This window comes from Mesorhizobium sp. M0833, assembly GCF_040319905.1.
Classification (GTDB): Bacteria; Pseudomonadota; Alphaproteobacteria; order Rhizobiales; family Rhizobiaceae; genus Mesorhizobium.
In genome coordinates this window covers 202,221-215,909 of sequence record NZ_JAMYOQ010000010.1, presented here as the reverse complement: position 1 = coordinate 215,909, position 13,689 = coordinate 202,221, and the positions used below count along the sequence as shown (strand labels likewise).

13 protein-coding genes are annotated in these 13,689 nt (G+C 63.2%); 6 read left to right on the top strand and 7 right to left on the bottom strand.

Annotated features, from left to right (window positions below; genetic code table 11):
* Positions 1 to 91: 91 nt before the first annotated feature.
* The 6 genes from NKH98_RS14390 to NKH98_RS14365 form a co-directional block, all read right to left on the bottom strand.
* On the bottom strand, positions 92 to 1,177 hold the full coding sequence (locus NKH98_RS14390) for an ABC transporter ATP-binding protein (RefSeq protein ID WP_352899303.1): 1,086 nt from the start codon (positions 1,175 to 1,177) through the stop codon (positions 92 to 94).
* Positions 1,167 to 1,775 carry a cupin domain-containing protein gene (locus NKH98_RS14385; RefSeq protein ID WP_254820400.1) on the bottom strand — a complete coding sequence of 203 codons (609 nt, stop codon included), beginning with the start codon at positions 1,773 to 1,775 and terminating at the stop codon, positions 1,167 to 1,169. The genes NKH98_RS14390 and NKH98_RS14385 overlap by 11 nt, the downstream gene beginning before the upstream one ends.
* A 177-nt stretch (positions 1,776 to 1,952) precedes the next feature.
* Complete coding sequence (locus NKH98_RS14380) at positions 1,953 to 3,023, bottom strand: ABC transporter substrate-binding protein (protein WP_352899302.1); 1,071 nt, start codon at positions 3,021 to 3,023, stop codon at positions 1,953 to 1,955.
* The gene (locus NKH98_RS14375; RefSeq protein WP_352899299.1) at positions 3,008 to 3,886 is read right to left on the bottom strand and encodes an ABC transporter permease; all 879 of its coding nucleotides are present in this window, start codon (positions 3,884 to 3,886) and stop codon (positions 3,008 to 3,010) included. Before NKH98_RS14375 ends, NKH98_RS14380 begins: the two co-directional genes overlap by 16 nt.
* Entirely contained in the window at positions 3,883 to 4,770 is an 888-nt protein-coding gene (locus tag NKH98_RS14370) for an ABC transporter permease (RefSeq protein WP_352899296.1), read from the bottom strand. Before NKH98_RS14370 ends, NKH98_RS14375 begins: the two co-directional genes overlap by 4 nt.
* An 84-nt stretch (positions 4,771 to 4,854) precedes the next feature.
* Positions 4,855 to 6,138 (bottom strand): NAD(P)/FAD-dependent oxidoreductase, encoded by a 1,284-nt coding sequence (locus tag NKH98_RS14365; RefSeq protein ID WP_352899293.1) that lies wholly within the window; start codon positions 6,136 to 6,138, stop codon positions 4,855 to 4,857.
* Between the two features lie 226 nt (positions 6,139 to 6,364).
* On the opposite strand from NKH98_RS14365, the gene NKH98_RS14360 reads away from it, so the two are divergent.
* The 6 genes from NKH98_RS14360 (at position 6,365) to NKH98_RS14335 (ending at position 12,550) form a co-directional block, all read left to right on the top strand.
* Positions 6,365 to 7,522 carry a fumarylacetoacetate hydrolase family protein gene (locus tag NKH98_RS14360; RefSeq protein ID WP_352737098.1) on the top strand — a complete coding sequence of 386 codons (1,158 nt, stop codon included), beginning with the start codon at positions 6,365 to 6,367 and terminating at the stop codon, positions 7,520 to 7,522.
* A 76-nt stretch (positions 7,523 to 7,598) separates the two neighbouring features.
* On the top strand, positions 7,599 to 8,393 hold the full coding sequence (locus tag NKH98_RS14355) for an SDR family oxidoreductase (RefSeq protein ID WP_352899291.1): 795 nt from the start codon (positions 7,599 to 7,601) through the stop codon (positions 8,391 to 8,393).
* Between the two features lie 252 nt (positions 8,394 to 8,645).
* Positions 8,646 to 9,578: a sugar ABC transporter substrate-binding protein gene (locus NKH98_RS14350; RefSeq protein ID WP_352505274.1), complete on the top strand. Its 933-nt coding sequence runs from the start codon at positions 8,646 to 8,648 to the stop codon at positions 9,576 to 9,578.
* 106 nt (positions 9,579 to 9,684) lie between these two features.
* The gene (locus tag NKH98_RS14345; protein ID WP_254820392.1) at positions 9,685 to 10,671 is read left to right on the top strand and encodes an ABC transporter permease; all 987 of its coding nucleotides are present in this window, start codon (positions 9,685 to 9,687) and stop codon (positions 10,669 to 10,671) included.
* Positions 10,672 to 10,675: 4 nt separating this feature from the next.
* The gene (locus tag NKH98_RS14340) at positions 10,676 to 11,470 is read left to right on the top strand and encodes an ATP-binding cassette domain-containing protein (RefSeq protein WP_352801405.1); all 795 of its coding nucleotides are present in this window, start codon (positions 10,676 to 10,678) and stop codon (positions 11,468 to 11,470) included.
* A gap of 57 nt (positions 11,471 to 11,527) precedes the next feature.
* Positions 11,528 to 12,550 carry a LacI family DNA-binding transcriptional regulator gene (locus NKH98_RS14335; RefSeq protein ID WP_352899288.1) on the top strand — a complete coding sequence of 341 codons (1,023 nt, stop codon included), beginning with the start codon at positions 11,528 to 11,530 and terminating at the stop codon, positions 12,548 to 12,550.
* Positions 12,551 to 13,085: 535 nt separating this feature from the next.
* Here the strand turns inward: NKH98_RS14335 and NKH98_RS14330 are convergent.
* Entirely contained in the window at positions 13,086 to 13,667 is a 582-nt protein-coding gene (locus NKH98_RS14330) for a TetR/AcrR family transcriptional regulator (protein WP_031211029.1), read from the bottom strand.
* Positions 13,668 to 13,689: the final 22 nt, after the last annotated feature.

The following is a 13,689-nucleotide window of genomic DNA, read 5'->3' as shown; positions in this document are numbered from 1 at the left end:
CTTGGGCATGGCAAATCACCTCCTTAAGGAAGTGAATCACAAACCCGACGTTAGCGGAATCCTTCGCGATTCAACCTGAATGTCCGACGCTCTAGCTGGGCAGCATTGGGCAGTTGGCGCCGCGGCGCAGGCTGATATGCGCCACATCGCCGACGCTGAATTGAAAACCCTCTGTCGGGCGTGGCGCGTCGATCACCACCTGTGTCCCCTGCCCCAGCTCTGCATGAAGGCGCAAGGTGCGGCCGTGGAAGACGATGCTGTTCACCCGCACCGGTACAGTGCCGGCCGTGGCCTCGGTCGTCGCCAAAAGATCCTCCGGACGCACGCCGATGGTGCGCACCGTGCCCTCGCCAGGCAATTCGCCCGTCTCCGAAACCGCTTCCAGCGGCAGGGCGCCGGCGGCGAACCGCAAGCGCTCGCCGTCGCGGCCGACAAAGCGCGACTGCAGAATGTTCATCGTGCCGATGAAGCTGGCGACGAATTTGGTGGCGGGCCGGTCGTAGAGGGTCGCCGGCGGCGCGATCTGCTCGATGCGGCCTTTGTTCATGACGACGATGCGGTCAGAGATCGACAGCGCCTCGGTCTGGTCATGCGTGACCATGACGAAAGTGGTGCCGAGGCGCGACTGCAGGCGCTTCAATTCGACTTGCATCTGTTCGCGAAGATGCGCATCGAGCGCCGACAGCGGCTCGTCGAGCAGCAGCACGCGCGGTTCGCAGACTATGGCGCGGGCAAGCGCGACGCGCTGGCGCTGGCCACCCGACAATTCGGACACGCGGGCGCCGAGCTTGTCGGCAAGGCCGACCATGTCGAGCGCTGCGCCGACGCGCTTTGCCTGTTCGGCACCCGCGAGCTTGCGCAGCGACAAGCCGAAGCCGACATTTTCGGCGACGTTCATGTGCGGAAACAGCGCGTAGTCCTGGAATACGGTGTTGACCGGGCGGTCGAAGGGCCTGAGCCCCGTGATGTCGCGCCCTTCGAGCAGGACCCTGCCGCTCGACGGGCCTTCGAAACCAGCGATGACCCGCAGGCTGGTGGTCTTGCCGCAGCCGGACGGTCCGAGCAGGGTCAGGAACTCGCCGCGCGAAATATTGAGATCGACAGTGTCGAGCCCGACGATGCCGCCGGGGAAAATCTTGGAGACCTTGTCCAGCCGGACGAGCGGATCAGGCGCCATCGCGAACCTCGGACGGCTTGGTGGTGTTGACCCACAGGATCTGGCAGCGCTCGCTGCCCGGATTGCGGAAGGCATGCAGCAAGGTGCTCTTGAAGGCGAAGCTGTCACCGGCCTTCAGCCCGTATCTGGTCGAATCGACCACCAGCTCGACCTCGCCCGACAGGACGAAGCCGAATTCATGGCCGGCATGGGCGTAGGCTTCGGCGGTGCCGCCACCGGCTTCCACCGTCACCAGCATGCCGGTCAGCGTGGCAGCCGGCGGCGACAGCAGCGCCTTGGCGATGCCTTCCGACTTGACCGGGATCTGACGCCGGCTGTTGGCGCGCACGCAATAAAGATCGTTGCCGGCATCGTTGCCGTCAACGATCAGCGCCGACGGCTCGATGTCGAGTGCGGCGGCGAGCGGCCAGATCACTCGCACCCGCAATGACGACATGCCGCGCTCGATCTGGCTCAGCGCACCGATCGAGACGCCGGCTTTGGCGGCGAGTTCGGCCAGGGAGAGATTGCGCTCCAGCCTGAGCGCCCGCACGCGCCGGCCGACCCTGACGTCGGCGTCGTCCTTCGGCTTTTCAGCCGCTTCGTCCAACATGTCCATTCGTTCGTCCTTGTTTGGTAAGGTTCCCCTTCTCCCCTTGTGGGAGCAGGTGGATCGGCGCGAAGCGCCGAGACGGATGAGGGGTGTCGGCCGGAGTGCCGTTGGCGCCATCTGGAACACCCCTCATCCGCCGCCTTCGGCGACACTTCTCCCGCAACGGGAGAAGGAATTGCGAACTCAGCCGCCTGCCTTGACCTTCTCGAACATCTTGGCGAGTTCGTCATTCTGTTTCATCGGGCCGGTGAAGATGGTGGTCTTCAGCATCACCTCGGGATCGGAAGGCAGCTGCAGTTTCTCCAACTCCTCCTTCGGCACGGCGGCGAAAGCCGAGCTGGTCGAGCTGCCATAGCCGTAGGCCTGGATCAGATACTTTCCGGAATCCGTCTCCAGCCGGCTGTTGATGAAGTCATAGGCTAGGTCGACGTTCTTGGCGTCCTTGAGCATGACGAAGCCGCAAGCCCAGGTCAGCATGCCTTCTTTCGGCTTCATGAACTCGACAGGCACGCCCTGCTTCTTCAGCGAGGTGGCCGAGGCGTTCCAGGTCATGGCCGCGACCAGCTGGCCGCTGGCCAATGCCTGTTCGACCGAGGTCATGTCGGTGGTGTAGTTCGAGAGCAGCGGGCGCTGCTCGCGAAGTTTTTCTGCCACCTTGTCCATCTGTTCCGGTGTCATGTCGAATGGATTGACGCCGGCGAGAAGGGCCGCCACCACCGGTGTGTCGTGGACGGCATCGATGGTCGCCATGCGCCCGGCATATTGCTTGTCCCAAAGCAGGTTCCAGCTGGCTTCCGGGTTCTTCACCAGATCGGTGCGGTAGAGGATCGAGGTGTTGCCCCAGTCCCACGGCACCATCCAGACCTTGCCGTCGCCGGCCTGCAGGTCGGGCAGGTTCTTAAAGACCGGGAAGATCGAATCCCAGTTCTTGATGCGCTTGGTGTCGATCGGCTGCAGCAGGCCTTCCTTGTTCCAGCGCGCCACCTTGTCATAGCATGGGTGAGCGACATCGGGGCGGAAGCCGGCCTTGACCTTGGTGAAAGCGTCATCGTCGTCGCCAAACATCGAAGCTTCGACACCATCGGGGTGCGCGGCGAGGAAGCTCTTGTTGAAGTCGGGCAGTTCATAGCCCGACCAGGTGAAATATTGCAGCTTGTCCCCGGCAAAGGCGACAGTCGACGCAAGCGCCAGCGCGAACGCAGCCAATCCGGTTTTCGCTGTCTTTGCCGTTATCGATTTCAGGTCGAATGCCATTGCAGTTCTCCTCCTTCGGTTTCTTCTGGTTTTGACAGGTTGGCGGGCGCTGACCGCCGGGTGGCAGCAAGCCCGCGATGGCGAAGCATTTCGGCGAGTGCGGCGATGAGGAACGACACGGCCAGGATCGAAGTGCCGAGCGCCATGACGGTCGGCAGCGATTTCGGGAAGCGCAGCTGGCTCCAGATATAAAGCGGCAGCGTCGGCTCGGTGCCGGCAAGGAAGAAGGCGACGATGAACTCGTCGAAGGAGGTCAGGAAGGCCAGCATGAACGCCGAAATAATGGCCGGCAGGCTAAGCGGCAGCATCACCCGTCTGAAGGTCGTCCAGTCGGAAGCGCCGAGGTCGAGCGCTGCCTCGCGGATGGTCTTCGGGATGGCGGCGAAGCGGCTGCGCATGACCACCACCGTCGTCGGCAGCGCCACCAATACATGCCCGAGCACAATGGCAATGCGCGACGGCCCAAAGCCGGCGAGGTTGACCAGGATGAGCAGCGATATGCCGACGATGACGCCTGGGATGAGGATCGGCAGCCGCGCTATAGCACTGATCGCGACGGCCAGCGGCGAGCGGCCATAGAGGTCCATATAGGACACGGTCACGCCGCAGAGTGTTGCGCCGGTGGCAGCAATTGCGCCGATGACGAGGCTGGTGGCAAGCGCGCCGGACAGCGCCGAATTGCCGTAAAGCGTGCCGTACCATTCAAGCGTGAAGCCTTGCAGCGGAAACGCCGCCTGGATCGAATCGTTGAAGGAAAACAGCGGGATCAGCAATATCGGCAAATACAGGAATATCAAATAGGCAAGGACATAGGCGCCGAGCCAGCCGCCGCCCTGTTTTGCATCGACACGCGCCGCGTTCATGTGCGGCTGCCGTATCGGCGGTCGGCGAAGCGCACCACCAGCACCACGGCGAGGATGACCAGCATGACGGCGACGGCGAGTGCGGCGCCGAACGGCCAGTCATTTGCCTTGCCGAACTCGGCCTGGATCAGAGTACCGATCATGGTGCTGGCCGGGCCGCCGACCAACGCCGGGGTGACATAGTCGCCGACGGTCGGCACGAAGACGACGAGGGCCGCCGCCAGCACGCCCGGCATCGAATTGGGCAGCACGATGCGGCGGAAGCTGGTGAACGGTCTTGCGCCGAGATCGGAAGCGGCTTCGAGCAGCGATTTCGGGATCGTGTCCAGCGCCACATAGATGGGCAGGATGGCGAACGGGGCATAAGCGTGGGCAAGCGTGACGATGACCGCTGCCGGCGTATTAAGGAAGGCCAATGTCGGCTCCGACCAAATGCCGCTTTCGATCAGCGCCGAGTTCAGCACGCCATTATAGGCAAGCACGATCTTCCAGGCGAAGACGCGCAGCAGATAACTGGTCCAGAATGGCAGGGTCAGCAGGAGCAACAGCAGCCCGCGTCGCCGCCCGGCATGAAAGGCCAGATAGTAGGCGACAGGATACGCCGTGACGACGGTTGCCAGCGTCACCAGGCCGGCGATGCCCAGCGAGCGCAATGTCACCGTCCAATACAGCGGATCGGTTGCCACGGTGACGAAATTGGCAAGGGTGAAACCAGCCCCCAGCAGCGAGCCGTCATTTCCGCGGAAGGCGAGGAAGAACACAAGGCCAAGGGCGAAAAGGATCAGCAGAAAGGTGACGAGCCCGCCGGGCAGCAGCATGGCGAAGCGAAAACCCGGCGAAGACCGGGTTTCCGGCAGCGACTGCGTTGCGGCGACGGTCGACATCGGCTGCCCATCATAATTTGAAATCGACCAAGCTTTTTTCATATTCGTGAAGCTGTCAAGCTGTTTGACGCTTGGGCATGAACGTCAGCGTTCGAAGGCGTCCAGCATCCGGTACCAGGCGATGGTCGCGGCAACGCCGACCTGCCGAAAGGCGTGAAACGGGATCGGCCGGATCGGCGAGACCGGGAACGGCAATTGCCTGGTGTCGCCATTCGACAGATAGGAGGCGATGCGCTCGCCAAGCGCCGTCATCAGGCCAACGCCGCGGCCCTGGCAACCGACGACCGCCAGCAGACCCTTCTCTGGCTCGTGGATATGCGGGAGATGGTCCGGCGTCATTGCCACCCGGCCGAACCAGCGCTTTTCAATGGCCACGTCGGACAGCGCCGGGTAGAGCCGCAGCAGCGCGCGTTCCAGATGCGCCCAGTCGGCCGGGCTGTTCGGCAAGGCCATGCGGCCGCGTCCGCCGAGCACCAGCCGACCATCGGCACTCTTGCGGTAATAGACGAGGATGCGGCGCGAATCCGAAACCGCCTGCCCCTCCGGCAGGATCGCCGCCGCGAGATTGGACGATAGCGGTGCTGTCGCGATCTGAAAGGAATGCAGCGGGATGATCGTCTCGGCGAGGCCGGGAAGCAGGCCGCCGGTATAGGCGTTGGTCGACAGGACAATCGCCTTGGCCTTGAGTTCGGCGCCGCTTTCCGTAAAAACGTGCCAATTGCCGGCATTCTTGCTAATCTGCATCACGTTCTGGCGCTCGGCGATGTTCACGCTTGTCGCTGCAGCGACGCGCGCCAGTTCCGACGTGTAGGCGAGCGGGTCGATGACGCCGGCACGGCGATCGAGCCAGCCGCCGAGATAGCCTTGCGCGCCGGTCATCGTCGCGATCTCCGTCCCGCTCAGCAACCGGACATCGGCGCCCCGCGCCCGCCACTGCCGATCCCGATTCGCCGCCGCTTTCAGCGCGGTCTCGGTGTGGGCGGCCTGGATCCAGCCATTGCGGACGAACGGCACCGCCAGTCTTTCGTCGCGGATCATTTCGAAAACGGCGTCCGCCGTCGAGGCGGCAAAGTTGACGAGCGCCTCGCCGCGTTCGAGACCAAAATGCTCCAGCAGCCAGTCCGGATCGTATTTCAGGCCAGGAATAACCTGACCGCCGTTGAGGCCGGACGCGCCATTGCCAATTTCGCCGGCCTCCAGCACCTGGACCGCAAGGCCGAGCCGGGCAGCGTGCAAGGCCGTTGACAGCCCCATGATGCCGCCGCCGACGATGACGACATCGACGCATTGGCCTGCAGGAACAAGCGACTGGAACGCGGTGGCTGTCCGCGGCCTTTGCCAGATCGGATCGGAAAACCGTAAGGACAAGGGTCACCTGGGCTGCGCTTTTCAGTGAAAATCCTAATGACGATTTCATGGATTTGACAGCCTGTTTTCGGCTCGCCATTGGCGCAGGGCGAAATCGATTACGATCCAGCCGCGCAAGACGACCTTAACAGATTGACAAAGCTGGCCTTCGAAACGGGATAGACCTTTGCCGGGAATTTGTTGAAAGTGCCGCGGCCGAAGGACAAGACAACAGGAAATACAAGCCATGACGAACGCCACACATTTGCCCGCCGAAGGCCTCTTCGTGGGCCGCGCCCGGGCGAGTGATGCTTCCCATCCGCTGGTGGTCACGGTGCGTGACGGCACGGTCTTCGACATCACGTCAAATGTGGCACCGACCGTACGCGACGTTTGCGAATTGCCGGATCCGGCAGGACACGTCCGCTCGGCAAAGGGGCGGCCGATCGGCCCGCTCGACGCCATTGCGGCCAACAGTTTCGAGACAGCGCGCGATCCGGGGAAACCGTACCTGCTGTCCCCCGTCGACCTGCAGGCGATCAAGGCGTCTGGCGTCACCTTTGTCGTCAGCCTGCTCGAACGGGTGATCGAGGAGCAGGCGCGCGGTTCAGCCGACAAGGCCGACGCCATTCGCGCCGACATCGCCGGGCTGATCGGCCACGATCTGTCGAAGCTCAAGCCCGGCTCGCCGGAAGCGATGGAGATCAAGGCCAAGCTGATTGCGCGCGGCGCCTGGTCGCAATATCTGGAAGTCGGCATAGGCCCCGATGCCGAGATCTTCACCAAATGCCAGCCGATGGCCTCGGTCGGCTTCGGCGCCGATGTCGGCCTGCATCCGGTTTCGACATGGAACAATCCGGAGCCGGAGATCGCCATGATCGCCGCGAGCAGCGGCAGGATCGTCGGGGCGACGATCGGCAACGACGTCAATCTGCGCGACGTCGAGGGGCGCTCGGCGCTGCTGCTCGGCAAAGCCAAGGACAACAACGCTTCGGCAGCACTTGGCCCCTTTATCCGGCTGTTCGATGAGACATTTTCCATCGGCGACGTGAAGCAGGCGATCGTACGGTTGAAAGTCGAAGGCGAGGATGGATTCTCGCTCGAAGGCGCCAGTTCGATGGCCGAGATCAGCCGCTCGCCAGAAGAGTTGGTCGCCGCCGCCATGGGGCCACATCACCAATACCCGGACGGGCTGGCGCTCTATCTCGGCACGATGTTCGTGCCGTCGAAGGATCGCGGCGAAACAGGCAAGGGCTTTACCCACAAGGTCGGCGACATCGTCACCATATCCTCGGAGAAGTTCGGTGCCTTGGTCAACCGCGTGCGGCTGTCACCCGACTGCCCACACTGGACCTACGGCGCCAGCCATCTGATGCGTGACCTCGCAAGGGCCGACCTCATCTAGTCCCCAGCCTAACATCCGATAGATCTAGAATTCTCTGATTGGAAATTACCTGCTCGTCAGCATTCGGGAGAGTCCATTGATCGTCGCTCTTGAGGGCAAGACCCTTGTCGTTACCGGCGGGACGCAAGGGCTTGGCGAGACCATCGCCCGGCTGGCCTCAGCCGGCGGCGGCGAAGGGATCGCCATTGTCGGCCGCAATGCCGAGCGTGGCGCACGCATCGCCGAAGAGCTTTCACGACCAAGCCGGCCCGTCGTCTTCATCCAGGCCGAGCTTGGAGATCCGGCCGCGCCTGCAGCTGTCATGGCGGAAGCCATCAAAAGACTCGGCCGCATCGATTGTCTGGTGAACGCTGCGGCCCTCACCGACCGGGCCTCGCTGGAAACTGGCACAATCGACGACTGGGACAGGTTGTTTTCCGTCAATGCGCGCGCGCCGTTCTTCCTCATGCAGGCGGCCGTAGCCGACATGAAGAGACGGCGGGCGGCGGGCGCCATCGTCAACATACTGTCGGTAAATGCGCATTGCGGTGCGCCGGACCTTGCCATCTATTCCGCCACCAAGGGCGCGCTTTCGACGCTGACCAGAAACATTGCCAACGCGCATCTTTCCGATCGCATCCGCGTCAACGGCATCAACATGGGCTGGGTAGCGACGCCGGCCGAACAAGAGATGCAGGCGCGCACGCTGGGCAAGGGCGAAAACTGGGCAAAGATCGCCGCCGCCGGCCTGCCGCTTGGTCGATTGCTGACCATGGACGAAGTCGCCCAGCTAACGCTGTTCCTGCTCAGCGACGCCTCCGGGCTGATGACCGGGACGCTTATCGACCTAGAGCAATCCGTGCTCGGCGCGCCGCCGCGCGGCATTGCGTGACGGTCGCAGGGCCGATCGTCGGCCGCCTGGAAAATATCAGCCAAACTGATGCAATCTGATGGGATTGCTGATGGCGTCGTGCATTGCGCCAACGTCCATTGGCGGATGGAGGCTTGCCATCGATCGAAAAAGGGAATGCTCTAATGCGCCCAGGTCGACGCTGGCAAAATGCGACCACCGTTTTGGCCGCGCACGGCCTTTCGCGGTGATCGTCGTCGGAGGAGGAGTTCGGTTCAAATGGGAGGAAATCACATGCTGACGAGGCTAAGACTGCTTGTACTTGGCTTGGTAGTGGCGCTGGCCATTCCGGCCGCGGCACAGGCCAAGACGTTCTACTGGATTTCGCATGGCGGCCCGGCCGATCCGGTCTGGACCTACTTCCTTGCCGGGGCCAAGCAATGGGCGGCGGACACCGGCAACACTGTCAACACATCGTTCCACAATGGCGACGTGGCGTCGCAGCAGGAGGCTATTCGCGCCGCGATTTCCGCGAAGGCCGACGGCATCACCACGACCAGCCCTGATCCGGGCAGCCTTGTCGAGATCGTCAAGGAAGCGCGGGCGGCGAACATCCCGATCATCAACTTCAACACGCCCGACCCGAAGGCGGACTTCAACGCCTATGTCGGCGGCGACAACGTCACCTTCGGCAAGCACTGGGCGCAGTATCTGGTCGACAAGGGCCTGGTGAAGAAGGGCGACTTCGTCTGGATGCCGGTCGAGATTCCCGGCGCCACCTATGGCGTCCAGGAAGAGGAAGGCATCAAGAGCGTGTTCGAGCCGCTCGGCATCACCTACGAAATCACCGAAGCGACGCTCGACCAGGCCGAAGTGATCAACCGCATGGTCGATTACCTCACCGCCAACAGGGCCAAGGTCAAGGCGGTTATCGGCCTCGGCGACCTGGTCACCGGTTCGATCAAGCGAGTGTTCGACCAGGTCGGCGTCAAGCCGGGCGAAATCCCGGTCGTCGGCTGGGGCAACTCGCTCGACACCACCCAGGAAGTGCTGAACGGCTACGTCAATGCCGCGCAGTGGCAGGATCCGCAGGCGACCAGCTATGTCGCGCTCTCGCTCGCCAACATGGCGGCAAGCGGTATCCCGCCAGGCTTCGACGTGATCACCGGCGCGCTCTACGAGAAGGACACCGCCGCGGTATACGACAAGATCCTGTCCGGCAAATAGGTCCGCGATCGAGTTGGTCACGGCCGCTTCGGAGGCCGTGACCGTCTCATCATTCCGCCGAACCGCTTGCGGTCTCGGCCAAATCCAATCCTATCGCGGGTCCAAGGTGGAAAATCGTTCTCTTATCCAACGCTCGATCGCGCGGCCTGAGTTCGGGCCGTTCGTGCTGCTCGTCATCGAGATCGCCGTGTTCTGGGGCATCAACCACGACTTCCTGTCGCCGCAAAACATCTCGAACACGCTGGCCTTCACGGTCGAACTCGGGCTGATCGCGCTGGCGATGACGCTGTTGATGACATCAGGCGAATTCGACCTCTCGGTCGGCTCGGTGTTCGGCTTCTCGCCGGTCCTGATGTGGACCTTGTTCAACAGCGGCGTCGCCTCGCTCGAAGCCGCCTTCGTCGTTGCGCTGGTGGTCGCTGCCTTCATCGGACTGGTCAATGGCTGGTTCGTGACGCAGCTCAAGATCCCGTCCTTCCTGGTGACGCTTGGCATGCTGCTGGTGGTGCGCGGCACCGCTTTGTTCGTCACCAGCGGGTTTCCGCAGCGGACCTGGAGCGCCGAGGGCAGCTGGCTGGCGGAAGCCCTGGTCGGCGATTTCTTCATCGGGCCGTTCCGTATCTATATGTCGCTGTTCTGGTTCATCGCCGCCGCAATCGCGCTCGGCTACGTGCTGACGCAGAGCCGGACCGGCAACTGGATCCAGGCGGCCGGCGGCAACCCGAGTGCTGCAAGGGCGCGCGGCGTCAATGTCAGCGGCGTCAAGATCGGCCTGTTCATCCTGTCGTCGATCCTGGCCTCGCTCGCCGGCGTCATCTCCTCGCTGCGTACCTCGGCGGCCAACCCCAACAGCGGTACCGGCTACGAGCTCGAAGTCATCGCCATGGTAGTGATCGGCGGCACGGCGCTGACCGGCGGGCGCGGCACAATCATCGGCACGGTGCTCGGTATCCTGATCCTGCGCGTGATGCGCAACGGCATCGTGCTGATCGGTGTGCCGGGCCTTGCCTACAACATCTTCATCGGCGCCATCATCCTCGGCATGATGGCGCTCCACTCATGGCTGGAACGCCGGCATCAGGCAGGGACTTGAGACGATGGTCGAGCCACTGATCCGCATGACGAACATCCGCAAGTCCTATGGGCGTGTGCAGGCGCTGGTTGATGCCAATTTCCATGTCAACGAAAGAGAGATCGTCGGACTGCTCGGCGACAACGGCGCCGGCAAGTCGACGCTGATCAAGGTGCTGTCGGGCGCGGTCCCGCTGACCAGCGGCGACATCTTTATCCGCGGCAAGAAGGTGAATTTGCGCAGTACCAGCGACGCCATCGCCCATGGCATCGAGACGATCTACCAGGATTCCGCGTTGGTGACGCAGCTGTCGATCGCCCGTAACCTGTTCCTTGGACGCGAGCCGATCAAGCCGCCGCGTTTCCTCAACCGCATGGACCAGGAGGCGATGAACGTGGTTGCCCGTGACCTGCTCAAGCAGGTCGGCATCTCGAAGAACATCCCGCCGACGACGCCGATCGGCTCACTCTCCGGCGGCGAGCGGCAGGCGGTGGCGATTGCGCGCGCCATGCATTTCGACAGCGACCTCATCATCCTCGACGAGCCGACCAACAATCTCGGCGTCGCCGAAACGCAAGGGGTGCTGAGCTTCGTGCGCAGTGCCCGCGATTCCGGCCATTCCTGCATCTTCATCGCCCACAACATCCATCATGTCTTCCAGGTGGTCGACCGCATCGTCGTCATGCGCCGCGGCAAGGTGGTCGCCGACGATATCGACCCGAAGAAGACCAGCGTCGCCGAAGTCGAGCGCGTCATCACCGGCATGTCGGACAAGGAGATCCGTGACGCGCTGGCCGAGGGCACGCAACGGCCCGGGTGAGCAGCCGGGCCGGGCTTATCGTCGAGGCACTGGATCGCATCGCCACATGGTTGCGACATGAAAGCCACCGTTTCGGATATTGCCAGGAGCTGCGGCCTGTCGACCGCGACGGTCGACCGTGTGCTCAACAACCGGCCGGGGGCGAGTGCCGCCAACCGGCAGCGCGTGATGGAGGCGGCCAAGCAGCTCGGCTATCTGCCGGTCGTCGACCAGGTCGCGTTGCCCTCGCGGCCGGCACATCTCGAATTCTTCCTGCCGATGGGCAGCAATGCCTTCATGGCCGATCTGGCCAGGCACATCGAGGATTATGCGGCGCGCCTGCCGCTGGTCGCCTCCTGCCGCATCCACCAGCTCGCCGGCATCTCGCCGAGTGCCTTGCAGACGGCCGTCGAAAACCTCTCGCTCAAGGCGAACGGTGTCGGCGTCATCGCCATCGACCATCCGAGAACGCGCAACATCTTGCGCGAGATCGTCGAGGCCGGCATCCGCCTTGTCACGCTGGTGTCCGACGTTCCCGGCGCGCCGCGCTCAGCTTATGTCGGCATCGACAACAGAGTGGCCGGCCGCACCGCGGCGCTGCTGATGGGACGGTTCCTCGGCGGCCGCCAGGGCCATCTGGCGATGGTGGTCGGCTCACGCTCCTATCGCGGCCACGAGGAACGCGAGATGGGCTTTCGCTCCGTGCTCGGCGAGGAGTTCCCCAACCTGGCCGTCACCAGCGCCGTCGAGATCAACGACGAGCCGGAGGTCAGTTATACCGCGACCATGAAGGCGCTGCACAACGAGCCGGAGCTGCTCGGCATCTACTGTATCGGGGCCGGGCGCTCGGGCGTGGCAAAAGCATTGCTCGAAGCCAGGCCGCGGACGAAGCCGGTGTTCATCTGCCATGACCTGACGCGCGAGACGCGCGGCTATCTGGTCGACGATCTGCTCGACGTCGTCATCGACCAGAATGCGCGGCTGATCGCCGAACAGTTGGTCATTCGCCTGCTCGGCTCGATCGCTTCGTCGGCGCCCTATCTAACGCGGAAATTCATCGAGCCGCGCCTGATCTTCAAGGAAAATGTCCCGGTGCAGTGATGTCGTGCGGGGGCGATGGTCGCTCGGGCCTTGATCGTTAAAATTCGGTTGATACCGCAAATCTGCACATCACCTATGCAACTTTTTTGGTTGCCGAATCATTGGGCAATTGATAGTTTCGCAGGTGTCGGCCATCTACTCCTCCCAGATGCGATGCCGACGCTGAGTGCGGTACACCTCCTCCCGTGCCGTATTCGAAATCGAGCCCGCTGCCACCTCCTCCCGGCAGCGGGCTTTTTTTGTTCCAGCGCCGGGATAGGGGGCGATGCTTGGGGTCGTTACTAGCTTCGGACACGGCTGTTCATCCGCAAATCGTTGAGCTTCGCCGCGGCTTGTCGGGCAGAATCCTGCCACACTTGTCACTCTCACCGGTTCGCCAGCGGCCCTATCCTGCCTCACGACCAGCAAACAACGCCGCGCCAGCAATGCTGTTGGGGCAAGGGAGACGCGAGATGGCACATCGCGATGGACGAGACATCACCCGGCGGCACGGCGCGCAATCGAAACGCCGCGGATCGTTTCGCCGCTTGCGAGATTATCTGGCCCTGAAAGAAGTGATCAGGCCTTCCGCCATGCGGACGAACTGCGCGCTCGGGCCCTCGGCGCCGACGCTTTGCAGGCTGACGCGGGCGCCCTCGAGCAGAAGCGACAGCGTATCGGCGAGAAGCTCGGCCTGTCCGATACCCGCATCGCGACACAGCGAGACCAGACGCTCGCGCTGCGCTTCCTTGAGTTCCTTGATCACTTGCCTTGCCGGATGATCGGCCTCGCTCAGCTCGATGGCGGCGTTGGCCATGTCGCAACCGCGGCGATCCGACATCAGGCAATCGGCCGCCATCCGGACCCAGGCGTGCAGCTGCGCCAGCTTGTCGCCCGGATTCTCCGCCTCGAACTTCTCCCACATCGCGTTAGCGCTGCAGGCGGTCGCCCGCAGACATTCGATGATCAGGTCGTCCTTGGACTCGAAATGCCGGTAGAGCGTCATCTTGTTGGTGCCGGCAGCCTCGGTGATGGCATCGATGCCGACGCCGCGAATGCCATGCTTGTGAAACATGTCCCGTGCCGTCTCCAGGATCCTGTCCCGGGGGCGAACACGCTCCACAACACCGTCTGTCATCAAAACCTCCGTGATTGCGTTT

Bases quoted from the DNA above. Each gene is read 5' to 3' on its own strand.
- NKH98_RS14390 (WP_352899303.1), bottom strand. From the start codon at position 1,177: ATGGCGCCTGATCCGCTCGTCCGGCTGGACAAGGTCTCCAAGATTTTC.
- NKH98_RS14385 (WP_254820400.1), bottom strand. From the start codon at position 1,775: ATGGACATGTTGGACGAAGCGGCTGAAAAGCCGAAGGACGACGCCGAC.
- NKH98_RS14380 (WP_352899302.1), bottom strand. From the start codon at position 3,023: ATGGCATTCGACCTGAAATCGATAACGGCAAAGACAGCGAAAACCGGA.
- NKH98_RS14375 (WP_352899299.1), bottom strand. From the start codon at position 3,886: ATGAACGCGGCGCGTGTCGATGCAAAACAGGGCGGCGGCTGGCTCGGC.
- NKH98_RS14370 (WP_352899296.1), bottom strand. From the start codon at position 4,770: ATGTCGACCGTCGCCGCAACGCAGTCGCTGCCGGAAACCCGGTCTTCG.
- NKH98_RS14360 (WP_352737098.1), top strand. From the start codon at position 6,365: ATGACGAACGCCACACATTTGCCCGCCGAAGGCCTCTTCGTGGGCCGC.
- NKH98_RS14350 (WP_352505274.1), top strand. From the start codon at position 8,646: ATGCTGACGAGGCTAAGACTGCTTGTACTTGGCTTGGTAGTGGCGCTG.
- NKH98_RS14340 (WP_352801405.1), top strand. From the start codon at position 10,676: ATGGTCGAGCCACTGATCCGCATGACGAACATCCGCAAGTCCTATGGG.
- NKH98_RS14335 (WP_352899288.1), top strand. From the start codon at position 11,528: ATGAAAGCCACCGTTTCGGATATTGCCAGGAGCTGCGGCCTGTCGACC.
- NKH98_RS14330 (WP_031211029.1), bottom strand. From the start codon at position 13,667: ATGACAGACGGTGTTGTGGAGCGTGTTCGCCCCCGGGACAGGATCCTG.